This is a genomic window from Reichenbachiella sp. MALMAid0571 (assembly GCF_040151475.1).
Classification (GTDB): Bacteria; Bacteroidota; Bacteroidia; order Cytophagales; family Cyclobacteriaceae; genus CAXBNB01.
The window spans coordinates 34,876-60,131 of the sequence record NZ_JBDKWG010000128.1; the positions used below are offsets into that span (position 1 = coordinate 34,876).

Annotated in this window: 21 protein-coding genes and 1 tRNA gene; 12 read left to right on the forward strand and 10 right to left on the reverse strand. The window is 38.1% G+C overall.

The window, feature by feature from the left end:
* Positions 1 to 109: 109 nt before the first annotated feature.
* Positions 110 to 2,899, reverse strand: a complete 2,790-nt coding sequence (locus AAOP42_RS11325; protein WP_349528626.1) for a glycoside hydrolase family 2 protein — start codon at positions 2,897 to 2,899, stop codon at positions 110 to 112.
* Between the two features lie 383 nt (positions 2,900 to 3,282).
* Here AAOP42_RS11325 and AAOP42_RS11330 point away from each other — a divergent pair, with 383 nt between their 5' ends.
* Positions 3,283 to 4,329: a LacI family DNA-binding transcriptional regulator gene (locus tag AAOP42_RS11330; RefSeq protein ID WP_349528627.1), complete on the forward strand. Its 1,047-nt coding sequence runs from the start codon at positions 3,283 to 3,285 to the stop codon at positions 4,327 to 4,329.
* A 66-nt stretch (positions 4,330 to 4,395) separates the two neighbouring features.
* Positions 4,396 to 4,902 carry an Mpo1 family 2-hydroxy fatty acid dioxygenase gene (locus AAOP42_RS11335; RefSeq protein WP_349528628.1) on the forward strand — a complete coding sequence of 169 codons (507 nt, stop codon included), beginning with the start codon at positions 4,396 to 4,398 and terminating at the stop codon, positions 4,900 to 4,902.
* 23 nt (positions 4,903 to 4,925) lie between these two features.
* On the opposite strand, the gene AAOP42_RS11340 is transcribed toward AAOP42_RS11335, so the two are convergent.
* The 4 genes from AAOP42_RS11340 to AAOP42_RS11355 all read right to left on the reverse strand — a co-directional run bounded on the left by AAOP42_RS11340 (position 4,926) and on the right by AAOP42_RS11355 (position 8,081).
* The gene (locus tag AAOP42_RS11340; RefSeq protein ID WP_349528629.1) at positions 4,926 to 5,456 is read right to left on the reverse strand and encodes a DUF8685 domain-containing protein; all 531 of its coding nucleotides are present in this window, start codon (positions 5,454 to 5,456) and stop codon (positions 4,926 to 4,928) included.
* Between the two features lie 108 nt (positions 5,457 to 5,564).
* Positions 5,565 to 7,142 (reverse strand): arylsulfatase B, encoded by a 1,578-nt coding sequence (locus AAOP42_RS11345; protein ID WP_349528630.1) that lies wholly within the window; start codon positions 7,140 to 7,142, stop codon positions 5,565 to 5,567.
* 155 nt (positions 7,143 to 7,297) lie between these two features.
* Positions 7,298 to 7,588: a TIM barrel protein gene (locus AAOP42_RS11350; protein WP_349528631.1), complete on the reverse strand. Its 291-nt coding sequence runs from the start codon at positions 7,586 to 7,588 to the stop codon at positions 7,298 to 7,300.
* Between the two features lie 420 nt (positions 7,589 to 8,008).
* Positions 8,009 to 8,081, reverse strand: a tRNA-Lys gene (locus AAOP42_RS11355).
* A gap of 279 nt (positions 8,082 to 8,360) precedes the next feature.
* Here AAOP42_RS11355 and AAOP42_RS11360 point away from each other — a divergent pair.
* Positions 8,361 to 8,894: an SH3 domain-containing protein gene (locus AAOP42_RS11360; protein ID WP_349528632.1), complete on the forward strand. Its 534-nt coding sequence runs from the start codon at positions 8,361 to 8,363 to the stop codon at positions 8,892 to 8,894.
* 155 nt (positions 8,895 to 9,049) lie between these two features.
* On the opposite strand, the gene AAOP42_RS11365 is transcribed toward AAOP42_RS11360, so the two are convergent.
* Complete coding sequence (locus tag AAOP42_RS11365) at positions 9,050 to 9,850, reverse strand: SDR family oxidoreductase (protein ID WP_349528633.1); 801 nt, start codon at positions 9,848 to 9,850, stop codon at positions 9,050 to 9,052.
* 313 nt (positions 9,851 to 10,163) lie between these two features.
* Here AAOP42_RS11365 and AAOP42_RS11370 point away from each other — a divergent pair, with 313 nt between their 5' ends.
* The gene (locus tag AAOP42_RS11370; protein ID WP_349528634.1) at positions 10,164 to 12,659 is read left to right on the forward strand and encodes a DUF5686 and carboxypeptidase regulatory-like domain-containing protein; all 2,496 of its coding nucleotides are present in this window, start codon (positions 10,164 to 10,166) and stop codon (positions 12,657 to 12,659) included.
* Between the two features lie 9 nt (positions 12,660 to 12,668).
* Here the strand turns inward: AAOP42_RS11370 and AAOP42_RS11375 are convergent, their stop codons facing one another.
* Complete coding sequence (locus AAOP42_RS11375) at positions 12,669 to 15,236, reverse strand: T9SS type B sorting domain-containing protein (protein ID WP_349528635.1); 2,568 nt, start codon at positions 15,234 to 15,236, stop codon at positions 12,669 to 12,671.
* Positions 15,237 to 15,670: 434 nt separating this feature from the next.
* On the opposite strand from AAOP42_RS11375, the gene rlmD reads away from it, so the two are divergent.
* Both rlmD and AAOP42_RS11385 read left to right on the forward strand, forming a co-directional pair.
* Complete coding sequence (rlmD, locus tag AAOP42_RS11380; RefSeq protein ID WP_349528636.1) at positions 15,671 to 17,074, forward strand: 23S rRNA (uracil(1939)-C(5))-methyltransferase RlmD; 1,404 nt, start codon at positions 15,671 to 15,673, stop codon at positions 17,072 to 17,074.
* Positions 17,075 to 17,124: 50 nt separating this feature from the next.
* Entirely contained in the window at positions 17,125 to 17,493 is a 369-nt protein-coding gene (locus tag AAOP42_RS11385) for a hypothetical protein (protein ID WP_349528637.1), read from the forward strand.
* A 2-nt stretch (positions 17,494 to 17,495) separates the two neighbouring features.
* On the opposite strand, the gene AAOP42_RS11390 is transcribed toward AAOP42_RS11385, so the two are convergent.
* Complete coding sequence (locus AAOP42_RS11390; protein ID WP_349528638.1) at positions 17,496 to 18,419, reverse strand: hypothetical protein; 924 nt, start codon at positions 18,417 to 18,419, stop codon at positions 17,496 to 17,498.
* Positions 18,420 to 18,583: 164 nt separating this feature from the next.
* On the opposite strand from AAOP42_RS11390, the gene AAOP42_RS11395 reads away from it, so the two are divergent.
* From AAOP42_RS11395 to trxA, 6 genes are all read left to right on the forward strand, one after another.
* Positions 18,584 to 19,276 carry a glycosyltransferase family 2 protein gene (locus tag AAOP42_RS11395; protein ID WP_349528639.1) on the forward strand — a complete coding sequence of 231 codons (693 nt, stop codon included), beginning with the start codon at positions 18,584 to 18,586 and terminating at the stop codon, positions 19,274 to 19,276.
* Positions 19,276 to 20,730, forward strand: a complete 1,455-nt coding sequence (locus tag AAOP42_RS11400; RefSeq protein WP_349528640.1) for a cellulose synthase family protein — start codon at positions 19,276 to 19,278, stop codon at positions 20,728 to 20,730. The genes AAOP42_RS11395 and AAOP42_RS11400 overlap by 1 nt, the downstream gene beginning before the upstream one ends.
* Positions 20,723 to 22,045, forward strand: coding sequence for an MptA/MptB family glycosyltransferase (locus tag AAOP42_RS11405; protein WP_349528641.1), 1,323 nt, complete (start codon positions 20,723 to 20,725; stop codon positions 22,043 to 22,045). The genes AAOP42_RS11400 and AAOP42_RS11405 overlap by 8 nt, the downstream gene beginning before the upstream one ends.
* Positions 22,045 to 22,632, forward strand: coding sequence for a TIGR04282 family arsenosugar biosynthesis glycosyltransferase (locus AAOP42_RS11410; protein ID WP_349528642.1), 588 nt, complete (start codon positions 22,045 to 22,047; stop codon positions 22,630 to 22,632). The genes AAOP42_RS11405 and AAOP42_RS11410 overlap by 1 nt, the downstream gene beginning before the upstream one ends.
* Before the next feature lie 72 nt (positions 22,633 to 22,704).
* Positions 22,705 to 23,289 carry a toxin-antitoxin system YwqK family antitoxin gene (locus AAOP42_RS11415; protein ID WP_349528643.1) on the forward strand — a complete coding sequence of 195 codons (585 nt, stop codon included), beginning with the start codon at positions 22,705 to 22,707 and terminating at the stop codon, positions 23,287 to 23,289.
* Positions 23,290 to 23,450: 161 nt separating this feature from the next.
* The gene (gene trxA, locus AAOP42_RS11420; protein ID WP_349528644.1) at positions 23,451 to 23,774 is read left to right on the forward strand and encodes a thioredoxin; all 324 of its coding nucleotides are present in this window, start codon (positions 23,451 to 23,453) and stop codon (positions 23,772 to 23,774) included.
* On the opposite strand, the gene AAOP42_RS11425 is transcribed toward trxA, so the two are convergent.
* Complete coding sequence (locus AAOP42_RS11425) at positions 23,775 to 23,978, reverse strand: hypothetical protein (RefSeq protein WP_349528645.1); 204 nt, start codon at positions 23,976 to 23,978, stop codon at positions 23,775 to 23,777.
* 270 nt (positions 23,979 to 24,248) lie between these two features.
* The gene (locus tag AAOP42_RS11430) at positions 24,249 to 25,115 is read right to left on the reverse strand and encodes an amidohydrolase family protein (protein WP_349528646.1); all 867 of its coding nucleotides are present in this window, start codon (positions 25,113 to 25,115) and stop codon (positions 24,249 to 24,251) included.
* Positions 25,116 to 25,256: the final 141 nt, after the last annotated feature.

Below are 25,256 nucleotides of genomic sequence, written 5' to 3' on the forward strand. Positions count from 1 at the left end.
GCCGTTTGAGTCAAAAGTAGTGCCATATTTAATATTTTGCAAGCGCTTGTTTACTATTGATCAACTTATTGCAAACTTCAAACAATATACTATGAAATAGCCAGGTAAATCAATTGTCAAAATCAAACACCAAACTCATACGCAATTTCTTACCATCAATCCTGGAAGGCCTGAAAGAATAATCCGAAGATTGTGGCCCCAGATTAGATTTGTCTTTGAATTTGGTTCCAATCGCATTTATACCATGTAAAAATGAAATATCTCCTACTGGAAAATCAACCTTCGTTGTTCTCCCATCTTCCGGTTGATCAGGAGTAAGTATTCTGAAAAATATGTCGTTGGACTTTACATAAACTTTAAATCCAGAATTATTTTTCCCTTTCACATCGACCCAATATGTTTCTGCATGGTAGCCTTTGAATTCAGGGTATTCGAACCCCGAATATCCCGTAGATGTATTGTTATATTTCTTTTGCCAAACACCAAAATTTGTACCTGACATCCTGTTTTTCCACACTCTATAAGGCCCCTCACCCATCCATTTCATACCTAAAACATTCTCCTCAGGAAATGAAAAACTAATCCCGGCATAAGGAGATGTATCCTGCGGTTCGTAAGCAATATTTAACTCTAGAAGTCCGCTTTTTTGTATGACCCAACTCACCGAATCTTTGTTTTCAGCAAATACAGTATTGATGGATACAGAACCATCGTTATTCTTGATAGTTTCAACTTGTTCAACCTCCTTTTTACGGCTTACAAAAACAGGCCCATCCTTTAATGGCACCATATCATCATCCCTTTGCACCAAAAGTAATTGTCCGTTTTTCTTATTGAAGGTATATATAAGGTTTTTAACCTCTACCTGATATTTATTCTCATCCTCAACGAGGGTAACCTCTGACCCTTCTCCCTCCACCATCAATTGATTTGAAATAGATAGTGGAGTTTGAACAGGGTAAGTCCACGTTGCAATATCACTTCCTAATGCATTTTTTGCTGTTATTTTCAACACATGAGACTTTTCCCAATCAGTTGGTAAAAACACCTGAAACTTCCCTTTTTGATCAGGCATTAAATCCATTTTTATATTTTCCGTATAAACAATTTTCTCTACACCAGTTTGATTAGGCAATGGATAGGTCAACCATTCAACTAAAAATGAACACTCATTTAAGTTGGTGTAATGGTATCTGTTTTCAATATTAAAAATACCGTTGAATTGGGAAGTAATATATCGTTTCTCGAAATATATCGGACTCCATACTTTTTTGATGGTATAAAAACTGGCTTCCTTTTCATTATATGGTCCAACTATTCCATCTGGCGCATGATTACCATCAGCATCTAACTGACCATCCATATCCGTTCTGGCAACTGCTTCATCAGCAAATACCCATAAAAAACCACCTGCCGAAAGTGGATGATTCCACATCCGCAACCAATAGTCTTCCAATCCGGCACCATGGCCACCATCATACAACCCATGTAAAAGCTCGGTGGGAAAATATATTTTACGTTTGCTGTATCCGTCAAGTGCCAGGTAATTGTAGTCCACATAGTGTTGTGTGTTCGTTTCACGGAAATCTTCCCATGGATGCAAAACCTTTCTTTGCTGTATGTCAAGCTTTGCAAAATCATTGTCCAGCTTGGTATTCCAGCCTCCTTCATTCCCATTGTCCCACAGTACAATACTTGGATGATTTACATCTCTGGCGATCATTTCCCGTAAAAGTTTGCGCCCTGCATCCTCATCATAAGAAGGTTTTTGCCAGCCTGTAAGTTCATCTAACACAAACAATCCTAACGAATCACATACATCCAAAAAATGCTTTTCCGGTGGATAATGAGACATTCTTACCGCATTCATATTCATCTCCTTCATCAAACTTACTGCTTCAATACTCAAAGCTTTTGACGATGTTCTGGCGTATTTAGGATGAAAAGTGTGCCTGTTGACTCCTTTAAATTTAATCCTGACATTATTAACATAAATGCCATCATTTTCCCTGACTTCCACCGTTCGAAAACCAAATTTCTCTGAATATTGGTGAATTGTTTTACCCAATGATTTCAACCTGAATATCGCCTGGTATAAATTTGGAGACTCGGGATTCCAGGTAGCAGGATTGTCAACTTTATTCTCTATTCTGGTAGTTTCTTCTGAAGGTTTTACTAAAAAAAAATTGATGGTTTTTCCATCAATAGTTTGCACTTCAACTTCTAATAGATCAGCTTTTTTCAGACTGGAAGTATAAATATCTGCTTTAAAAGTTCCGTCAGCTTTTGCATCAATGGCCACTCTCCGGATATTTTCTTTTGGTTTGATTTCGAGATAAACAGGTCTGAATATTCCTCCAAAAACCCAAAAATCTGCTTTTCTTTCCGCTTGGTTAACAGACTCATTTTCTGAATGCTTTTTTACCAAAACCTCCAGACTGTTCTCTTTCCCGTATTTCAATAGTTTGGAAATATCATACTCGAATTGATAGAATGCACCTTGATGGACTGCTCCTGCTGACTTTCCATTTATTTTGACCAATGCATCAGTCATCACTCCTTCAAAAACCAAATTGACTTGCTGAGTACTCCAGCTCTTTGAAGCGTTAAAAGTATGTCTGTACAATCCAGTTTCATTTATACGCTCTTCAAAGGGCATGTGTCCATAGTTGTAAGCACCAAAACTCTGCTGCTCCCAACAAGATGGCACTTCAATGGTCGCCCGTTTTTTACTATTCATTCCATCGGAGCAATAAAAATCCCAAGTCTTAGTGTCTTCTGCTCCTGTCCCTGAAAGGTAAATCTTCTCTGTTTGCTGTCCCTGAACAACCTGCAAGCCTACCAACAATAAACAGATCGTAATCAGCAAGAATTTTTTGTTATTGTAAATAATTTTCATTTTTTGTTTGAGAAAAAGAATTGAATCAGCTAAAACTCTTATTTGCTCGATCAATAGTGTCTAGAACAATATCTGCTCCTGGCATAGATATGAATAAAATAAATTTCCTCATTGAATGATTGCTTTTCATAATTTGTATGATGTATAGTTAATTTACTCACAGAGCTACCGAAATATTGCTCAAACAATTTAACCAGTATTCCATTTTGTTGTTCCAAAAGTAGTCCTTGATTTTAAATTCTGCAAGCGCTTGCCTATTCTTAATTATATTTTATAAATTAGAAGTTTACTATAAATAACTATACTTGTAATCTTCAAAAAATTGACCTGTATATTTAACTATGGTTGCACACACACTTTGATTAACTGCGTTAAATTCAAAAATGATCAAAAAGAAAATCAACATATATGATGTAGCAAAGGCACTCGATGTGTCCATTTCTACGGTTTCCAGAGCTTTAAATAACAATCCAAAGATAAGTGCTGATACGACCAGAAAAGTAAAGCAAATGGCTGAGAAACTCGGCTTTCAAAAAAATGCTTTGGCTTCCGGGCTTATGACTAATAAGACCAAAACGATAGGTGTAATAGTACCGCAGATTAATAGAGAGTTTTTTGCACAAACAGTTAGAAGTATCGAAGACACTGCTTTTGAGATGGGTTATTCTGTAATGATCTGTCAGTCTCATGATTCTTATCTCAAAGAACAAGCCAATATCAATACACTCATGTCTAGCAGAGTGGATGGTATCATCGTTTCACTGGCACTGGAAACTACTGATTTAAAGCACTTTGAAAAAGCCATAGATGCAGACATTCCAGTTGTGTTTTTTGACAGGGTAGGATTGGAATTACCCAATACAACCAAAATAATGGTGGATAACTTTTCAAGTGCTCACAAAGCAACTTCCCATTTGATCCAGCAAGGTTATAAGCATATTGGATACATAGGAGGTCCATTGATGCGTCAGATATTTGAAGAAAGATTAGGTGGCTACAAGCAAGCACTAATAGATCATAACATGCCCATTGACGATTCGATTATAGAAAAAACTGATCTTACGCAGCAGGACTGCTACCGTGCCGCCAAGTCAATACTACATGCATCAAATCCTCCTGATGCCATCCTCTGTGCCAATCACCTGACTTCTGTCAATACCATATTCTACGCTATGAGTATCAACAGAATAATCCCAAACGACGTGGCTGTCGTAGGGTTTAGCGAAAACCCTATAGCAGAACTTATGATTCCTTCACTTACGGCAGTAAGACAACCCTGCTATGAAATGGGGAAGCTGGCCATGCAAAAACTTGTAGAAGAAATAGATTTTGATCAGGAAATGAATAATTTCATCCATAGCACAATCGTTCTTGACACAAAATTGGATGTTAGGGCTTCAAGTAATGGGAGTTTTGCAGCAAACAACTAAATTGAGAAGAAATTTGCAGCAACTCTTTAGTTTTAAGCACTGCTCTAAAAATTTAAGAAGAAAAACATGAATAAAGTAGAACAACTTTTGGATGAGTATGGAGAAAGCCATCAAAACACTTTTAACAAAGTAGTGCACTGGATATGCGTACCACTTATTGTTTACAGCATTATTGGCTTGTTATGGTCTATACCATCCACCCCTCTTACTAACCTATTTCCATATACCGACACTACTTACCTCAACTGGGCTTTGGTAGGAACACTACTTGCTTTGTTCTATTACTTCACACTATCTCCGCCACTTTTTTACGGAATGGCAGGTGTACTCACCGGATTTCTGGTTATCACCAACATTGTAGAACAAATGCACCTCGCCCCTACCTGGAAAATATCATTGATCATTTTCGTGGTATCCTGGATAGGTCAATTCATAGGTCATAAAGTAGAAGGAGCAAAACCTTCTTTTTTTAAAGACATTCAGTTTTTGCTTGTTGGCCCACTTTGGTTGCTTAGCTTTATTTACAAACAACTGGGAATCCAAATAGCTTCCAGCTCAGAGGTTGAGGATTAATACCAGAAGTGAACATAACCAATCTATTTACCGCTTCCCTTAAAGCCTTCCTCTCGGTACTTGAAGAGAATATTGAAACTGGTTAAACTTCCGTAGATTCTGGTAATATACTGCTGAAGGTTAACTTTTTCTTCGTCTGTAAGTTCTGAACTATTGACACGTTGTTCCATCACCCTCAACCTGTCTCGTACCATCACAATCTTATGAAAGAAACTATCAATGGGCAGCTCGTAAGGTTTCAAATCAGAATTACCCGGGTGAAAAACCAATTTACCCCCGATCCATTTATCACCCAGATCAACAATTTCCGTTTGATCTGTAATATTTGAGAGTAACTTCTCAAGTGTTTTTTCTACCAGTTCCAGACTAATCAAATCCTGAGCAGGTTCTACCAACTCTATAATTTCAAGGTCATCCTGATGCTTCGAAAGTTCTTTGTTGCCATGATTTACAAAAGTAATTTTATAGTCATCGCTGGTCACCTGTACCACTATGCCCACACCCCACTCACTGTGCCTTACTCTCGATCCTATTCCCAAATAAATATCTTCCATAGTTTTTTTATAATAATTTGTAATCCGTATTTATTTTCTTAATTTTTATCCCATTATCAAATTTGCAACTGTCCTCTGCCTTTTAGCTCTAAAAGTCCTAACAGACTGTTACCTTCCATCACCTGTATAAGTGATTTTGCCGTCCTTAGGAGCCTGAGGCCATGGGGTCTCCCCTTTCTTCCATTCTTTTGGCTGTGTTTCCCTTACCTTAGTGATGGCTTCCTTGACCCAATCCGGAGCATGTGCATTTTCCTCCTGACCATAAACCCAAGGCAAAGCAGGCGTCATTAACAGGCTCATATCCGGCATAGGAGGGCGTTCATTTCCTACAGATGTGACTCGTTTTTTTAGTTTCTCTACCAATTCAGGATTATCGGTTGCTATATTCTTTTGCTCCGCAGGGTCTTCAACAATATTGTACAATTCATCACCTGTTAATTTATAATTACCCTTCCTAATACTAGGCAAACGAACACTTCCCGATACTTCAAACACGATTTCATCACGTTTACTTTTTGCTCCTTCCAACAATACTGAAGTCATATCTATTCCATCAGGCTTTCTTTCTTGCTCCAAAGAAGCCCCTCCCAATTTTATCAATGTACTATAAAAATCGGTAATATGCATCAATTCATTATTTGTACTACCGTCAGGTATTCTGTTCTTCCATTTTACCACACAAGGGACTCGAACACCACCCTCATAATTGGTGTTTTTAGTACCTCTATAAGGTGCATTCATATTGTCTCGAATGGCACCATTGTCATTGGTGAACACAACCAGAGTATTATCATCAAACCCATATTGATCAATAGCTGAAAGGATACGTCCTACTGCATCGTCAAGACATTTTATAGCTGCATAGCGTTTTTCGTGTGTATCAGTATATCTGGGAATTTCTTCAAGAGGGCCATGCACCGCATTGAATGGTACATAAAAGAAAAAGGGTTTATTAACATGCTCTTTTCTATGATTGGCCAACAAATGAACAACTTCATTTGCTATGAGGTCAGTACTGTAGCCCTGTTCATTAAGTGGTTCCTGGTTTCTATGCCAGTCGTACACAGCAAATCGGGCTGGCGCATTGTGTGGAATCGTGTAGTTATTGTAGTCAATGCCCCAGGCATAATGTCCGTATTGATGCATAAAGCCCTGCCCCATTGGCAAATGTCCGGGTAGCCATTCACCACACCCCCATTTCCCTGATATTGAAGTGAAATAGCCTCGCTCCTTAAGTGCCTCAGCTATAGTTCTTTCTTCAGGAGCCAGTCCATGAATTCTCCGGGTTTCTTCTCCGTCACTGTTTTTGCTAAGTTCCAATCCTAATTTGGCAAGATAGCTGGGTTTTCCAAAGTCTTCCGAACGCCAGTCTGCCCATGTTCTAAAGGGGTATCGTCCCGTTAAAAAAGCAGCCCGGCTTGGTGCGCAAACAGCATGCACATAAAATTGAGTAAGACTTACACCTTCGTCTCTGAGTTGGTCAATATTTGGAGTAAGTTTATTGTTTTTGTTATTAAAACCCACTTCATTCCAACCAAGATCATCAGCAAGAATAAAAACAATATTGGGGCGGGTTTCAACTGATTTTATTCCACCATCTTCTGTTTTCGGAGTGTCACAGCCCACATGAAGCAGAAAAATCAAACAGAAGGAAATAGATAGTAAACTTATATTTTTTACTCGCATAATATTTTTTTGCGAAAATTAAAGAGAATTTTAAACATCACAAATTTGTACAGCCTCCTTAAGACCTGATACCGGATTATTGTCGGGAATCCACTCATGACCAACATAGCCTTTGTAACTATTCGCAAAAAGGGTTTTCATCACGAAACGATAGCTTATTTCTTGTTGACCGTCAATTTCTCCACGATCCGGGCTTCTGCTACTTGTACATGACCAATGTACTCCATGTACTTTTTGATGTTGTCAATAATGTTGCCATCCATAATTTGAATATGATACACATCAAAAAACAATCGAAAAGCTGGAGAGCTTACTAATTTAATGATTTCCATACAGATTTCCAGGTGATTCCCCTGATAACCAGAGTGTCCTTTCATATTTTCTGTAACTATCGAGTTTAGAGGTTCAAGTACCATAGATACTTTGTTCTTTTCAGCTAGCGGCACATACCATATTTAGAATCTGTCTATCATGTGCTTTGAGAAGCCTTTCAGGATTCTTAAAGCTTACTGTTTTAACAGCTTTACCAATCTTTAAAAGCTTAGTAAAGCGTGGATCGTACTTTATAGACAGACTCTATTTGATTCCTTTAATAGTGCCTACTTCTCTATTGGGAAAAGTTCAACCCCGGAAACTTCCAGAAATTTGCATTGGTTTAAAAATTCTTCAGTGCTCCAATTTGGGCCTGTCACCATAAAAGGCCAGGCTGTGCCACCACCTGCTCTAAATTTCCCTTTAACGATGGTTTGCTTTCTGCTAAATTAGGAGAAACCAGTAAAGAAACCTTTTAGAAAAATAGGACAAATCAAAAATACCGAAAAAGGCATAAAAAAAGACCAAATCAGCTCTGAAATGGTCTTGGGTTGTGATTTGGCTGGGGTTCGAACCCAGGACCCTCTCCTTAAAAGGGAGATGCTCTACCTGCTGAGCTACCAAATCTTTCAAAAAAACAAAGGATTTTTTTACTATTTGCAATGCCTTCCCTTATTTTGCGGTTGCAAACTTAGAAATCTAAAATTCAAAATGCAAAATAAATCTTTCAATTTTATACTATTATTTTTTTCACTCTTTTTCAGCCTGATTTCAACTGGAAATGCGCAACAATCTTTAAGCACTGCCGACTCGCTTTTCAAGCAAAAAAAATACACAGAATCCTTCCGGATTTATGAAAATATTTTAGACCGGAATCAGCAAGCAACTGCACAAATGCTACTAAAAATGGCATTTATTAAAGAAGGACTGGGTGATTATAGCACTGCGTTGTATTACCTGAACCTTTACTACCTAAAAACCTCTGACAAGAATGCCAGAAATAAAATGAAAGAAATAGCCGAAGAAAACAATTTATCTGGATTTGTAGTTGACGATTCAGTTTTTTTCCTGAACCTTCTAAATAAATATCAAACACCCATCATCATTTCTATCTTCTTAGTCTGTATTCTCTTCTTGTCTTTCATTCTCTATAAAAAATACAAAACTCAAAACAGGCCTACAGTTTCTTTTCTGTTTTTAACCGCCACTTTAGTCTTGCTTTTTTATTTTATTAATTATGGTACCGATAATAATGAAGCCATTATTATAGAAAATCATGCATACCTCATGAGCGGACCTTCTTCAGGGTCGGATCTCATAGAAGTAATTAAAAAAGGCCATCGGGTGAAAACCTTCGAAGAGTATGGTCCGTGGTTAGAAATTTTATGGAATGGTGAAAAAGCCTACATCAAAAAAGACAAAGTAAAAAAACTGGGGTAATAAGAACAGGGCAATCTCATTTAAAAATTCACACTATCCCCTGATTCATTCAGGGGTGGTCTTTTTAGAGTTGACTCTGGCTTTAAAAGATAACACAACCAGTACGGTAAGGAAGTTTTTTCTTTTAAATACGTTTGCCCTGATAATAAAGATTTTTATTTGAAAGGAGAATCCGGTTCTTTAGCCATCACTTTATATACAATCTTGTCCATAGCAGCAGGAATCCATTTGTTTAAGAATACGGCAAGCTTACCTTGTGTAGTCAAAACAATATCACGTTTCTTTTTCTGCTGGCCTTTATAAATAATTTGAGCTACCTCCTCAGAAGTCATCATTTTACTTTCATCCCGTGGTGATTCTCCCTGCACTTTACCTTCAGCGGTCAAAGCCGTATTTCGAATGTTGGTACCAGTAAACCCCGGACTTACCACGAGAATATGAACTCCTCTATACATTACTTCTGTCCTGAGTGCCTCAAAAAAGCCTTCCATAGCATATTTGGAGGCAGTATAGGCCGTACGAGCCGGTGTGCCCCTATGGCCGTTGATAGAAGACACAGCAACGATGGAACCTTTAGACTTCAACAAATAAGGCAAGGCATATTTCACATAATACACAGACCCCATGAAATTAATGTTCATCACATCCTCAAACACTTTCAATTCTACCTCTTCAAAAAGGGCTCGCATGGAAATACCAGCATTGCAAACCAAAACATCAATGGTTTCAAACTTAGTCAAAGTGGCATTTATCACTTCCTTCGCTCCTTCTTCACTTGCAGCATCCACATTCAGGCTCAGAAACGAAATCTGCTTTGACTTAAGCAAGTCTTCCGTCTCTTTGATCCGCTGATCATTCCTGCCTGTAAACACTACATTGTAGCCTTTTCGTCCATACTCCAAAGCACAAGCCTGCCCAATTCCTGACGATCCTCCTGTGATAATTACTGTTTTCATTTTTCCTTATATAAAGTCTATTTTGGAAACCATATCAATTATCACACATACCGGGAATAAGAACTGTTTTTTGTGTAATTATCTCATGCCAGCCTGTCCGTCAGGCAGGGATTCCATGTAAAATTTCACCAAAGATAAAAGTATAAAATATTAAGCCTGTATGATGTGCAATTTTATCATACCATATAGGAGTTTTCATAACCTTAGCAGTTACCATTTTGACCAACCCATTTTACTTATATGCCCTCAATATTTAGTAGTATTGCACCAGGTATTTTTGAATAAAAATTTCATTTTGATAAAAATCAGGTTTGTGAAAACAGCTCTTTGTAGTGTACTATTATTACTCTCTGTTGATTTGGTAGCACATACTATTTCCGGTAGAGTTACTGATGAAAAAGGCGAACCTCTACCCTTTACCACGCTATATATTCAAAATACTACGAAGGGTACAACATCAAATGCAGACGGCTATTATTCTATCGACCTGCCTGCTGGAAAATATCAGTTGATATTTCAATATGTGGGTTACAAAAAAGAAATAAAAAGTGTGCAGCTAAGCGACTCTCCCTTCATACTGAACGTAATGCTCGAAAGTGAGGCATTACAACTGAACGAAGTGGTGGTGAGTGCTACAGATGAAGATCCGGCTTACCGTGTGGTCAGAGAAGCCATCAAAAAAAGAAAATACCACAAAGAACAAATTCAGGCTTATAAGTGTCAGGTCTATATAAAAGGGCTTCAAACCATCGATGAGAAACCTGATAAAATATTTGGTTTTGCCATACCCCTTGATACGGGGATTGTATATCTGTCAGAATCTATTTCAGAACTGAGTTTTGAGCAACCGGACAATATAAAGGAGGTGATGATTTCGTCTAAAGTGAGCGGAAACAACAATTCATTCAGCTACAATCAGGGCTCACAAATGCTATTCTCATTCTATGACAATCTGCTCAAAGCAGAGGGGCTTAGCGAGCGTGGATATGTATCTCCCATTGCGAACAATGCCATGCTCTTTTATGAATACAAACTGGAAGGCGTTATACAGGAAAATGAACTAATCATTAATAAAATAAAAGTCATCCCGCGTCGAAACAACGACCCTGTATTCTCGGGATATATTTATATCATAGAAGATTCGTGGAAGATTCATAGTGTGAACCTAACGCTCACCAAAGACCATCAGCTGGAGTTTATTGACAACCTCAACATTCGTCAGGTTCACGCTCCCATTTATGGAGATTTTTGGATGATGATTTCACAAAAATTCACATTCACCGTCGATATTTTTGGTTTCAAGGGCAAAGGAGATTTTATCGGCATTCATTCCGATTATGAAATACAGCCTAATGAGACTCTTTTGGACAGCATTCAAACCAAACTCGAAACCGGAGATACAACCCATCAGATCATTCAAAAATTATTTCCTAAGAAATACTTCAACAATGAAATACTGGTAGTAAAAGAAAATTCCAATAAAAAAGACAGTTCCTATTGGGAAAAAGTACGTCCTATTCCTCTGACCAAAATCGAAATAGAAGACTATAAAACCAAAGATAGCCTGGAAGTAATCTTTAATTCAAAACCATATAAAGACTCGATTGATAAGGTAGTCAATAAAATTAATCCTGCCAACATCATCTACAGTGGGTATGTGTATCAAAAATCGTTTCAGGAAAAATACTTTCGTTTTGAACCTATCATAGAAAACCTGCAATTCAATACAGTAGAAGGTGCTGTAGTATTCCTGAAGTCAACCTATAACAAGTCAGAAAATGGGAATTTAAAATATCAGGTAGTGCCTGAGTTGAGGTATGGATTTTCGAGCAAAAAACCTTACGGACAGCTTTTTGGCAGGCTCTATTACAACTCTGAAAATTTCTCCAGAGCACTCGTTCAGTTTGGAAGCTTTGTCTATCAATACAACGAATACCAGCCTATTTCTTCATTGATCAACTCCCTGGAAACTCTCTTCAACAGAAGAAACTACATGAAGCTCTATGAAAAAAACTTTTTTCGCATGGCTCATCAAACAGAGCTCACCAATGGAGTTCTTTTGACCTCTAACATCGAATATGCCAACAGGCAAGAGCTGTCAAACACTACGGATTACTCTATTTTGAAACAAGATGAAAGAGTATTCACTTCCAACAAGCCTGTAAATGCTGAATTAACCAACACGTCATTTGGATCAAACAATGCGCTAAGAGTGGATGCTCATGTAACATTAAGAATAAAACAAAAATACATTTCAAGACCAGACCAGAAAATCGTAATGGGCACGAAATACCCCAGGTTTCGAATCAGTTATTCCAAAGGACTCCCTGCTCTGGGTTCAGATGTGGATTTTGACAGAATCAGTTTTGATGTCAGGGACAATATAGATTACAAACTAATGGGTTCTGGAAACTACTCCCTGGCTACAGGAACCTTTCTGAATGATAATAAACTTACATTCATTGATTATACACACTTTATTGGTAGCCGTACGGTATTGGCTCAGTTCAAAGCTAATAATTTCCAATTATTGGACTACTACTACTTTAGTACTACCAAAAATTGGTTGACTGCTCAATATTCGCATCATTTTAATGGATTTCTGATCAACAAATTTCCATTGCTTAGAAAAACGAAAGTGCAAGCCACAGGCTCTGTAAACTACCTGTTTACGGAAACATCCAAAAGCTATATAGAATATGGATTCGGGCTGGAACACATTTTTAAAATCTTCAGAATAGACTATTACATGGCCTATTTGAGAGGAGAACACTACGCCAGTGGCATCAAATTTGGAATGGGTTTTTAACCTAAGATATCAATACAAAATAGAAATTGTACCACGAAAGTCAGTGTGTAAATAGCGAATGCTGTAATAGTAAGTAGATGCGGGCATTCCGTTTCCTGTCCATTCGAAATTCCTGTCATCCGATTCAAAAACCGTTTTCCCTTTTCTATCCACTATTACAATAGACATAAACTGGTCTTCGCAATTGTCAGGAGGCAGATTCTGCTCAGGAATAGGCAAATCAGTCAACTTGAAAGTATTGTTGAGAGCATCGCCATTGGGGGTAAAGGCATTGGCTGGTAAAAAAGTATCATAATCCACTTCCAATTCCTTTATTTCAAAGATGATAGACATGGTATCGTATTTTTGAACCGGACATCTTCCATCCCAAACCAGAAAAAAGACATTATACTTTTTTGGAGCAAAGTCGTCATCCAACAAAGAGCATTCAGGAGTCCACTCCAACGTAGAAGTCACCTGTCCTTCCCCCGAAACCCTTCCAAAACTAAAACTTGGAGAAGGCGGTACAGCTACTCCTTCCAGCAAATCCACACTTATAAAATCATTGTCACTATCACTAGCCGTTATATCCAATGAAAACGGTTCATTTACGGTCAGTTCATAATCAGGGTATAAATCAAATTCGGGTTTGTTATTGTAGGGGACTATCACATTAACAACAACTTTTAAGGTGTCACTATTCGAAAATTTACAATCATCCTCATCTTCAGCAACAAAATAAATGTTATAAGTTTTAGATTGGTCTATATCCAACACTTCACAATCCAACTGCCAGGAAAACAAGCTATTGATCTCTCCAACTCCTGAAACATCGTCAAATACCAATCCCAATTCCTGCATATTGAAATCAGGTGCAAAAGCCTTTAAATTAATAATGTCATTGTCAGCATCTTTTACATTGACATTGAATTCCAGTTTTGTATCTATTCGGGAAAAAGCAGGACTATCTCCAAGCCCGGTAGTAATTACAGGGTCACTATTGGGAGGCAGATCAACTGTCAGGTCAAATAAAATAGTGTCTGCTACAGGCTGGCTACAGACATCCAGGTCTTCCAATATAAGCGACAATTCAAAATTAGATTTCTGATTAAAATCATAAGTCAGACATTTAGCATCCCAATTGAACTCCACTTCATTTTCACCTGCCAAATTTTTGGTCAGGTTTAATGACATGCCATAATCGTCTAATTCAAAACCGATCGGCTCGATTGTGGTGACGAGAAAATCTCCATCCCCATCTCTACCTATAAATTTCTCAGAATAAACCTGTCCTTCAGGAATAGAAATGGTTCTGGTCTTTGTAGTCGTTTGAAATTGTGGAGCATCGTTTGGTGGTGGCTCTACAAAAATCGTCAATCGGACAGTGTCTATCTGAGGCAAAGGGCAAGCATTATCAGCCGCAAGCAGATCAATAATAAAAGGCTCGTCCCTTACATAGGGGCAATCAGGAATACACACTTCTACACGCAAAGTATCCCTATTGCTATTTATAAAATCTTGATTGAATTCAAAAATATCTTCTACCTTTTGCTCAAAATTTACTCCCTCTGCCCTGAATGTAACCAAATCACCTACATCATCTGTAACAAGAAATTCGAAACACTTTTCATCAGCCACTGTAAACCTAATGGTATCAACCTCATTGTAAAATTCGTCCTCACCCGGCAACCTCACCTGAGCATCCGGTGGTACAGGAGGATCACAACCATCGATCACCAACATCTGAAAATCACGTGTAACCTGGCCTATTTTGATATCATCCCGGTATTCTTCCACTAAAACTGAAAACACAAACAATCCGGTAAACTCCGGCTCCACTGTCAGGAAGCCTTTATTACTAATTTGAAGAGATGGGTCGCCCGGCACCATGTTTTGCTGATCAAACCCATTGGCAAAAACCACTGGAAAATGGGGTTTAGCTTTTGGAATAGGTACAGGATCGCTGGAAGAACTGTTTAATGGAGTTGTCAAAGAATAGACAAGAGAATCGCCATCCACATCTATCCCGGCAAAACTGGTGTAGTATAATTGGTTGATACAGGCATAATCACTCAATGGAGGAAACAACTGCGGAGTAGAGTTTACAAACGGTTCTCCATTTTTCATGATGGCTGGAAACTCCAGCACATAAGTCATTCCTACACTTGTCCCGGTAGCATTATTGAGGTTGACCACCGAAGCATTTCTGCAACATCGCTCCCATACCACATAGTAGCCCGCAGGGTTCGAATACTTATCAGGATCAAGAGTCACCTGCCTGGAGTAATAGGGTCGAAGCGTTTGCAACTGGCCTATAGCGCAATCAGGCGTAGTATATGGAACCGACTGTGTGTATTGCAGTGGCAATAGGTATTCATCTACTTTGGCATTGGTACCATTTTCATAAATATAAACCGTAACCGATTGATCAGGAGCCGGATTGTCTGCCTGTGCAGCATCAAAATACTGTATCAGGTTCAGGTTGTAAGTAAACCCATTCACATGCACCAATTCTATCTCGCCACCCACTATGTGGAATGCCTTCAAATTGTATGAAAGCATTATGAACAATAAAATGATGGGTAAAATTTTCTTCATTTAGCTGGTAGTGTGGCGTTTGTTTTTTTATCAATAAAGAACATCTGCTATGTCATATACCCTAAAGAAGGCATGTTTGAATATCACTTATTTCAACCAAGTTATTCTTTTTTTCAACAAAACTGATGAGTCTTTCTACAATAGAATTTATCACTATGCAAAACCAAAAACATATATTCTCGAATTTAAGTAATAAAATGAATTTGGATAGAATTTCAATAGCAAGAAGACATCCTGCCGACAACCATAAGGGGAGATTTTATCAATTAATCGGTTGACCTACATCTTTCATATTCGTTCTCATTCCATAAATAACTTCTAATTTGGTAATCATTTCAAATGTTATACTTGCTGTGGGTAAACGTAAGTTTTTGTGTAATTATCTCAAGCCAGCCTGTCCATCAGTCAGAGATTCCTTGTAGTTTTGCGGCACAATGGGAAGAAGGAATAAAGACATAACACTGTACAACCTGAAAATAGAAAGTGTAGCGGCTGAAGGAAAAAGCATCGCACGGACTGGGGAGCAGGTAGTTTTCGTAAAAGAAGCTGTACCGGGAGATGTAGTTGATATTAGAGTCACTAGAAAAAAAAAGTCCTTTATGGAAGGATACCCTATCCTCTACCATACCTATTCCGACAAAAGAGTCGAGCCCTTCTGTGAGCATTTCGGTGTATGTGGTGGATGCAAATGGCAGCACCTTGATTATGAAGCGCAGTTGGAGTACAAACACCAGCAAGTGGTGGACAATTTGCAAAGGATAGGAAAAGTAGAGATTGGGAAAACCTACCCGATACTGAGATCAGAAAAAACAAAAAAATATCGCAACAAGCTGGAATTTACTTTTTCTAACAAAAGATGGTTGAAAAAAGAGGAAATTCAGTCAGAGGAACCATTGGAGCGCAATGCACTTGGCTTCCATATCCCCAGACTATTTGACAAAATAGTAGATATTGAGCAATGCCATTTAATGGAGGAGCCTACCAATAAAATCAAAAATGTAATAAGAAAATATGCATTGGAGAATGGTATAAGCTTTTTTGATATTCGCAAACAAACCGGACTGCTACGGACTTTGATGATCCGGATTACAGATTTCGGTGAAATAATGGTATTGGTTCAATTTGCTCAAAATGATGTAGAAGTTATTAAAAACCTGCTTTCGCATGTACGAGCAACAATCCCCGAAATCACCTCTCTCCTTTATGTAATCAACAATAAGGGAAACGATACATTCAATGACCTGGAGGTAATCACATTTGGCGGCAAAGACCATATCATTGAAGAAATGAATGGGATAAAATTCAAAATTGATCCCAAGTCATTTTATCAAACCAATTCTGCACAAGCCCACAACCTGTATCAGGTAGTGGCGGATTTTGCAGACTTTAAAGGTGATGAATTGGTGTATGACCTCTATACGGGAACGGGAACCATAGCCAATTTTTGCGCCTCGAAAGTGGGGAAAATAATTGGGCTAGAATATGTGCCAGAAGCCATAGAAGATGCCAAGGAAAACTCCAGCTTCAACAACATTTCCAACACAGACTTCTTTGCAGGTGACATGAAAGACTTGCTGAATGAAGCTTTTATAGAAAAACACGGAAAACCCGATGTAGTGATTACAGATCCGCCAAGAGCAGGGATGCATGAAAACGTAGTGGATTTATTGATGAAAGTAGAGCCTGAAAAAATAGTGTATGTAAGCTGTAACCCTGCCACTCAGGCAAGAGACATCCATCTCATGTCGTCGAAATATACAGTAGAAAAAATCCAACCCGTTGACATGTTTCCACAAACGCATCATGTGGAGAATGTTGCGTTGTTGGTGCTGAAGTAAAGAATAAGAGAATAACAGTTAGTGACAATAATTAATAGAAAGGAACAAGCATGAACAACGATCCAGAGCTTAGCGGAAAATATTTAGGAACCATCACCGCTGATTTTGTGAAAGTATCCGAAAACCTAAAAGAAGCGTCCTACCAAATTATCAAAAGGGGCTTTTCCAATTTCCCGATTTTTGCTATTAGCAAAACGGACATTCCTATCGGTCAACCTTTGATCAAAATCGGAGAACTGGAAAATAACTGGCAATACAACGCATCGTTTCTGGATGAATTTATCCAACGTGAACTGGTAGAAAAGGACAGACAACCAGATTTTGAACAGGCTTATAAAAATCCTGATGAGTTTTGCTGCCTGTTTGTAGTCGACGCAGAGTTCACCAAGTTTCTTTTTATTCCTTATCCGGAGGATTAGGGTTAATCCAACTCAATCTGGTGTCTATATGTAGAATCAGCTTCATGATTCTTAGTCCAGTAATCCAACAAAATTGTCTTCTTCCTGACTGCCACGGTAGTCATTAGTCTGGCATTTTCACCAAATCCACTTTTATAGGTTTCTTCCCATCGGAGTATTTCATAAGGAAATTCAACCGCAAATTCTATTTTGACATTCCTTTCTATATCGGAATAATTGATTTCCAGCATTCGAGACTTGGAAGAACTGTCTTTGATTGTCAAATTAGCATGCCTGACTCCAATTTTTGTGTGTGATAATCTGGTAAAAAAACCAGAAGGAATGATCTCAATTGCACCGATAGGGATAAGCTCAGGTGTCAGCCTTATCAGGTTAAACAATTCACTTTCCAATAACCTTTTCTCCACATCCATTTCTTCATCTCCCTCAGACTCAAAATATGATTTACCTGAAAAATGATACTTATTTCCTTTAAGGTTGAGCTGGGAAAAAGTATGCCCACACCATTCCTGAGACGAAATAGTTACTTTCAATGAATTGGGGTAATTGTTTTGGTCTAAAGGAGTAAATACCGATTCCATCATAGAATAGGGATAAATTCCGGTATTAAATTTCCTTGTGGCATTCATTTTCAAAACCTTTATCGCATCACCACTATTCTTAGAAGGATCATCCAACTTTACTTGTTTTGCACTGGAAAAATCTTCGGTCACAAAGATCAAGACAGCTTCTCCTTGGCGCATTTCTCCATACCTTGCCTGAGACAATTCGTAACTCGAAAGCTCCGCTTTTCCCTGAAACCAGTAATCCGAAAACTCTTGGGAATAACTTGTTGGAGATTTGACTTTCTTATTTTGAGTCATTCCCTGACAAGACAATAGCCCAATGAGAATTACCAAAATACCTATTATTGACTTGTTGTTCATATTTATTAAGGTTTAGTCATAAAGATTAACCAATTTGGAGAACTAATAGTTTAGAAAAATTGTCTTTTACCAGTCAGATAGCGGTTGCATTTTCAATTAGCTTTGCAAAAGCTGTTCATCAGGCCAATAGTTTCAACTCAAAAATACAATACGAGCGACCATAAATGTCTCACAACATAAAAGTAATCATTCCGGCTTTTAACGAGCAAAATGCGGTAGGGCTCGTCATAGATGAAATCCCCAAAGAGCTTGTAAATGAAATCATAATAGTTGACAATGGATCGACCGACAATACCTGTGAGATAGCTCAGCAAAAAGGTGCCGTAGTACTGCGAGAAGAAAAGCGTGGCTATGGCAGGGCATGTCTGAAAGGGATGGAATACATTGCAAATCGAAAAAATGATTTACCAGATATCGTCATTTTTCTGGATGGAGATCATTCAGATTATCCTGAGGAAATGACCAAACTGATAGAACCAATAGAGACAAATGGCGTTGATCTGGTTATCGGATCCAGGGCAATTGGGCAAAAAGAAAAAGGCTCAATGACTCCACAACAGATTTTTGGTAATTGGTTGGCGACCACCATGATCCGATGGTTTTACAATGTGTCATTTACCGACCTGGGGCCATTTAGGGCTGTCAAATATGAAAGTCTGATGAAAATGGACATGCAAGACAAAACTTATGGATGGACAGTAGAAATGCAACTGAAAGCTGCCAAACTAAAAATGAAAACTGCTGAAGTACCAATGAACTACCGCAAAAGAATTGGTGTTTCAAAAGTATCAGGAACGGTAAAAGGCACTATTTTAGCCGGATATAAAATTATATATACAATATTTAAATATTTATAATGGAGTGGTTGGTAGTTTGCATCTACGCTGGTGCTTTGTTTTTTATTTTCTTATTCAGTCTGGGTCAGCTTCACCTGACCTGGTACTATTGGAAAAGTAAAAAATCACCAGCTCCCGTTCCACAATTAAAAACATTTCCTCAAGTCACTATCCAACTACCGATTTTCAATGAAAAATATGTGGTAGAAAGGCTAATTGACAGCATCGCAGAGTTGGATTATCCAAAAGATAAAATGGAAATCCATGTTTTGGATGATTCTACAGACGAAACCATAGAACTTATCGCCAAAAAGGTTGAAGAATTTTCCAATCAGGGTTTTGACATCAAGCAAATAAGAAGAAAAAACCGTGAAGGATTCAAAGCCGGAGCGTTGAAATATGGGATGAAACTCGCCAAAGGAGAATTTCTAGCCATATTCGATGCTGATTTTCTTCCCAAAAAGGATTTTTTAAAAAAGACCCTGGCCTATTTTGAAGATTCCAACACAGGAGTGGTTCAAACCAGATGGGGACATGTCAATCAAGACTATTCACTGCTTACCAGATTACAAGCTTTTGGACTGGATGCCCACTTTACCATTGAACAAACTGGCAGAAGCCATGCTGGTAGCTTTATCAACTTCAATGGCACAGCAGGGGTATGGAGAAAATCGTGTATCGAAAATGCCGGAGGATGGTCAGCCGACACACTTACCGAAGATCTTGACCTGAGCTACAGGGCACAACTGAAGGGCTGGAAATTTAAGTTTCTGGAAGATGTAGTGGCTCCTGGGGAACTACCTGTCATCATGCCGGCCATCAAATCCCAACAATACCGATGGAATAAGGGAGCGGCAGAAACCGCTCGAAAAAACCTTGGAAATGTCCTGACATCCAATATTGGGTTGACACACAAAATTCATGCAGTGTTGCATTTATTCAATAGCTCCGTTTTCCTGATGTTGCTTACTGCTGCTATTCTCAGTATCCCAATGCTATTCATCAAAGCATCGCATCCTGAATTGGACATACTGTTCAACATGGGCAGTATTTTTCTTATTGGATTTTTCTCCATCGGATTGTTTTACTGGACTTCATCCAAAGCTATCAAAGGGAAAAAATCAGGAATGTACTTTCTAAAAAGCTTTCCTGTATTCCTTACTTTCTCCATGGGGCTGTCACTGCACAATACCATGGCCGTTTCGGAAGGGTTGCTGGGATACAAAACGCCTTTTATTCGTACTCCCAAATTCAACATCTTCAAAAAAGGCGAACAATGGAAAAACAATGAATATTATCGACCAAAAATAAGTATCCCCACCATACTGGAAGGGATTCTCTGCCTGTATTTTATTAGCGGAGTAGTCGCTGGTTTTATCTTGAAAGATTATGGCTTAATTGCATTCCATATCATGCTGGCTTTGGGTTTTGGTGGTATTTTTATTCATACTGTTAAACCAATGAGTAATGCATGACGGATACAAGATTCGATCTTATCTTGTTCTGATTCCATTCTTAACAGGACTCTTCTATATCCATTATTTTTTACAGAGAGAAGATACTATTACCTTATGTGGTTTTTATACTTTAGTCTTCGCTATTTACCTTTTCACACTTAAGTACAATCAATTTTCTACTAAAGAAATTTTAGTTTTAGGCGTAGTTTCAAGACTCTTACTCTTCTGGTCACTGCCCAACCTGTCCGATGATTTCTACAGGTTTATCTGGGATGGCAGGCTTATAGCCAATGGCATCAACCCTTTCTTCCATACACCTGATTTTTTCATGCAAAATCAGGTAGCATTCAGTGCACTATCTCCTGAACTCTATGAAAACCTAAACTCCAAATCCTATTTCACTATCTACCCTCCTATTAGTCAGTTTGTATTTTGGATTTCAACTCTATTTACTCCCAATATCATAGCAGGAAGTGTGCTGGTAATGAGAACAATTATTTTAAGCTTCGAAATCGGATGTATGGTTTTAATTTCAAAGTTGTTGAAAAGCACCAACCTCAATTCTTCCAATGCACTGATTTATGCATTGAATCCACTGGTAATTCTTGAACTCACTGGGAATCTGCATTTCGAAGGTATCATGCTGTTTTTTATTCTTGGGTTTATTTATTTTTTCCAAAAAGAAAAAACAATTATTTCTTCTGTCTCATTGGCATTTGGGATAGCTACCAAGCTGGTTCCACTGATGTTTTTACCTCTGTTGTTTAAAAAATCACCTCCGGTAAAAACCATATCAATCTACTTTCTGATTGGAGCCGTAACAATACTACTGTTCCTGCCATTTCTTGACTTTAAGTTTATATCCGGCATGTCAGACAGCCTGGATCTGTTTTTTAGAAAATTTGAATTTAATGGCGGGCTTTTTTTCCTGTTTAGAGAAATCGGTTTTTACTTCAAGGGATATGACATCATCGCTACACTTGGCCCCTGGATGAGCCTGTCCGCTATTGTATTGATTCTGATTTACAGTTTCTTTATATTCAAAAAAAACACTTATCTGCCTACAGCATTTATAGTCATTTCATTGATTCAACTAAGCCTTGCTACAACGGTACACCCCTGGTACATCATTCCTCTGGTGGCCTTTTCTTCATTAACAAAATTCAAATTCCCTATTGTATGGTCATTGCTTATATTCTACACTTATATCGGATATTCTGTTAGAGGATATGAACACCCGTTTTTTATCATGGCTTTGGAGTACCTTGTTGTCATCCCATTGGCCATATTTGAAATCATGAAGTTTAGAAACAGCACATACCTAAAAACATAATGGATTTGCCTCAGCCACTTTTGATTATTTTCATAAAAAATCCTGAAAAAGGAAAGGTAAAAACCCGACTTGCCAGAGAAGTAGGAGATGAACGTGCTCTGGAGATTTACAAGCAACTACTTGATCATACGCATTCCATTACTACTGATCTGAAGGTTGAAAAAGTACTGTATTATTCCACCAAAATTGATATTGGAGACCAATGGGAATTAGGAGATTATAAAAAAAGAATTCAGGAAGGAAATGATCTGGGAGACAAAATGTCCAATGCATTTCAGGCTGGTTTTGACAATGGCAACCAGCCCATCTGCATTATTGGCAGTGATTGTTTCGAAATCAATGAGCCTATACTGGCAGAGGCATTTGAAAAATTGAAAGAGTATGATTTTGTGATTGGTCCGGCAAAAGATGGTGGTTATTATTTGCTGGGAATGCGTGAACCTGCACCCCAACTTTTCGCCAACAAAACCTACAGCACTCCCAAAGTATGCGCTGAAGCCATACATGAAATCCAACAGATGTCGAAGACCTGTTTTCTTTTGCCAACACTCTCAGACATTGATACCTTAAAAGATCTAAATCCGTAATCAATCAGTTTTCAAACTGAATCAAATTCTATTAATTTTGATTCATAGAATTACCAAATGACATATCAAATTATGAAGTACGTATTATTATTTACAAGTCTAATTTTAATATCAGGATGTGGTGGTAACAATACAAACTCCCCCGCACTTTCGAAAAACGTAGAAGGCTATCCGGAAAACTCTGAAGTAATGGAATATCCGGACACTCCGGGAGTGACAAAAGCCACCATAAAAGTAGCAAACAATGTGCATCAGGAAGGTGATTACCTGAACGGTAAAAGGAATGGTAGCTGGACAGAATACCATGGAAATGGAGTGGTGAAATCCATTACCACTTATGTAGCCGGACTCAAGCAAGGTATAGAAATCGAAATGGACGACAGAGGCAATATAATAAGCAAGAAGTACTACCACAATGACACACTCGATGGAGAATCTCTGCTATACAAAAGAGGAAAAATAGTAGAAAAGAAGACCTATCAAAATGGCAGTTTGACCGGGCTCGTTTCAAAATACTATGACAATGGAAAAATAATGGAAGAAAGCAACTATACCAATGGTAAAATAGATGGGAATGCCAAATGGTATGATCAGGAAGGAAATGTCACACTGGAGTATGAATACAGCAATGGTGAGTTTGTTAAAAAAATAGAATAAAAGCAGGATCAATTAAAAATTGCTAAAAACTGCTCTTAAGACTCATAATTCCACTATATGCTTTTTGTTTATCGGCATATTTAAAAAATTGATAATTGAGGATGAACAATTTCTCCTATATTTGCGTTCTTCGTCCATAGAAAAACAATAAAATTAAAGACATGAGTAAAGCAATAAAAATTACAGATGAGAACTTCGCCGAAGTTCTGGGAACTGATCAGCCGGTATTAGTAGATTTTTGGGCAGAATGGTGTGGACCTTGTAAGATGATCGGGCCTGTAGTTGAAGAATTGGCAGGGGATTATGAAGGCAAAGCCGTGATTGGAAAAGTAGATGTGGATAGCAATCCTGAAGTGTCTGCCAAATTTGGAATCAGAAGTATCCCTACTCTTTTAGTATTCAAAAACGGAGAAGTAGTGGATAAACAAGTGGGTGCTGTAGGTAAAAATGTGTTGGCACAAAAACTTGATGCACAATTAGCATAATTAAATAAGCAATAGAAATACCATTGAAAGCCGCTTAAAATATTGAGCGGCTTTTTTATGGTCAAAATGGAGAGAGACACTAAGGTTATTGGGGTGTGTTTTATTGATCTCTTTTAGAAATTTATCAGATAAGTCAAAAACACTTAGGTTCAAATTCCATTTGATAAAGTTTAAAACCTTGACTGTACCTGTGATTAATTCCATCGTTTTTATACATTTTGCTGCGTGATGTGTAGCCGTATTTTGGACGGGTCATAATTGTGGGTAACGTTTAGTGTGTGGTATTGTTGGGCTATCCGAAGTGCGAACCTATCACACCGCTGCAAAGTTAATTAAATGCACTGCCCTTGACATCAACACTATCCGCCAAATGCACTATAAACTGTGTTGTAAGACTGTGCTTTCTAATTTTAATTGAAAGGAATTTAATAGCTCAAAACCCTTATTGATTTTAAAGTCCATAAAAAATCTATTTCACAAATTTTTATAATAGATTCTACCCTCCTTCATCACAAACACCACTGTGTTCATTGATTCCGAAAAGTTGTTTTGCAAATCATTTTTAACTGCTATGATATCGGCCCAGCATCCTTCTTTGAAGACACCAATCTCATTCTCCATCCCCATCCATTGTGCAGAAAGAAAAGTGGCCGATTGCAATATATCCAGGGGATCCATTCCTTCCTCCTTCAAGGCAATCAATACCTGCTTCGCAGCTTCTCCCTGGGGCATATCAAAGTTAATATAGTTGTCAGATCCAACTAATATAGTGACACCTGCCTCTCTGGCTAAGGCTAATCTGTTTTTTGCTCTGGATTGCATATTATTCACTCTTCCGTCCAAATCTCCACCCGACCCCATTTTCATTAAATATTTTTTTATTAGAAAGCCTGATTTGTCAGTTGGCACTAGTGCAACATTCTTACTTTGCATTAATTGCAAGGTGGATAGGGATAAATCATAACCATGTTCAATACAATCAACACCTGCCATAATAGCGGTCTCTGCTGATTGATTTGTAGTGGCATGAGCAGTGACCTTAAGGTTGTATCTGTGGGCTATATCTACAATTGTTTTCATTTCTTGGAATGAAAGCTCGAGGTTGTTAGGCGAATTGTCAGCACAAATCTTAATTAAATCCACACCATAATGGATGTTTTCTCTTACTGCTTTTATCGCCTCTTCCACTCCATTGATGATCTTATATTCTTTTGTAGCAAAATGATGGTATTCTTCAGACAGACCACTGACCTGTCCACCAATGTTAGAGATTATTGGGCCTGACACAAACATTCTCGGGCCTTCTATTAAATGACTTTCTATAGCTTTTTTTAATTCTATATTAGTGGCGTCCGACTAAATTTTAAATACCCTGAAAAAATACGTTTAAACGAAATGAGAAAAGATTTTTTCGATTTCCTAAAACTACCCCCGTCCCCTGAAGGGGTGATCAAAAAGTCCCCTTTAGGGGATTTAGGCCTG

Coding starts and splice junctions, on each gene's coding strand:
- AAOP42_RS11325 (WP_349528626.1), bottom strand. CDS start 2,899: ATGAAAATTATTTACAATAACAAAAAATTCTTGCTGATTACGATCTGT.
- AAOP42_RS11330 (WP_349528627.1), top strand. CDS start 3,283: ATGATCAAAAAGAAAATCAACATATATGATGTAGCAAAGGCACTCGAT.
- AAOP42_RS11335 (WP_349528628.1), top strand. CDS start 4,396: ATGAATAAAGTAGAACAACTTTTGGATGAGTATGGAGAAAGCCATCAA.
- AAOP42_RS11340 (WP_349528629.1), bottom strand. CDS start 5,456: ATGGAAGATATTTATTTGGGAATAGGATCGAGAGTAAGGCACAGTGAG.
- AAOP42_RS11345 (WP_349528630.1), bottom strand. CDS start 7,142: ATGCGAGTAAAAAATATAAGTTTACTATCTATTTCCTTCTGTTTGATT.
- AAOP42_RS11360 (WP_349528632.1), top strand. CDS start 8,361: ATGGCATTTATTAAAGAAGGACTGGGTGATTATAGCACTGCGTTGTAT.
- AAOP42_RS11365 (WP_349528633.1), bottom strand. CDS start 9,850: ATGAAAACAGTAATTATCACAGGAGGATCGTCAGGAATTGGGCAGGCT.
- AAOP42_RS11375 (WP_349528635.1), bottom strand. CDS start 15,236: ATGAAGAAAATTTTACCCATCATTTTATTGTTCATAATGCTTTCATAC.
- rlmD (WP_349528636.1), top strand. CDS start 15,671: ATGGGAAGAAGGAATAAAGACATAACACTGTACAACCTGAAAATAGAA.
- AAOP42_RS11385 (WP_349528637.1), top strand. CDS start 17,125: ATGAACAACGATCCAGAGCTTAGCGGAAAATATTTAGGAACCATCACC.
- AAOP42_RS11390 (WP_349528638.1), bottom strand. CDS start 18,419: ATGAACAACAAGTCAATAATAGGTATTTTGGTAATTCTCATTGGGCTA.
- AAOP42_RS11395 (WP_349528639.1), top strand. CDS start 18,584: ATGTCTCACAACATAAAAGTAATCATTCCGGCTTTTAACGAGCAAAAT.
- AAOP42_RS11400 (WP_349528640.1), top strand. CDS start 19,276: ATGGAGTGGTTGGTAGTTTGCATCTACGCTGGTGCTTTGTTTTTTATT.
- AAOP42_RS11405 (WP_349528641.1), top strand. CDS start 20,723: ATGCATGACGGATACAAGATTCGATCTTATCTTGTTCTGATTCCATTC.
- AAOP42_RS11410 (WP_349528642.1), top strand. CDS start 22,045: ATGGATTTGCCTCAGCCACTTTTGATTATTTTCATAAAAAATCCTGAA.
- AAOP42_RS11415 (WP_349528643.1), top strand. CDS start 22,705: ATGAAGTACGTATTATTATTTACAAGTCTAATTTTAATATCAGGATGT.
- trxA (WP_349528644.1), top strand. CDS start 23,451: ATGAGTAAAGCAATAAAAATTACAGATGAGAACTTCGCCGAAGTTCTG.
- AAOP42_RS11425 (WP_349528645.1), bottom strand. CDS start 23,978: ATGGAATTAATCACAGGTACAGTCAAGGTTTTAAACTTTATCAAATGG.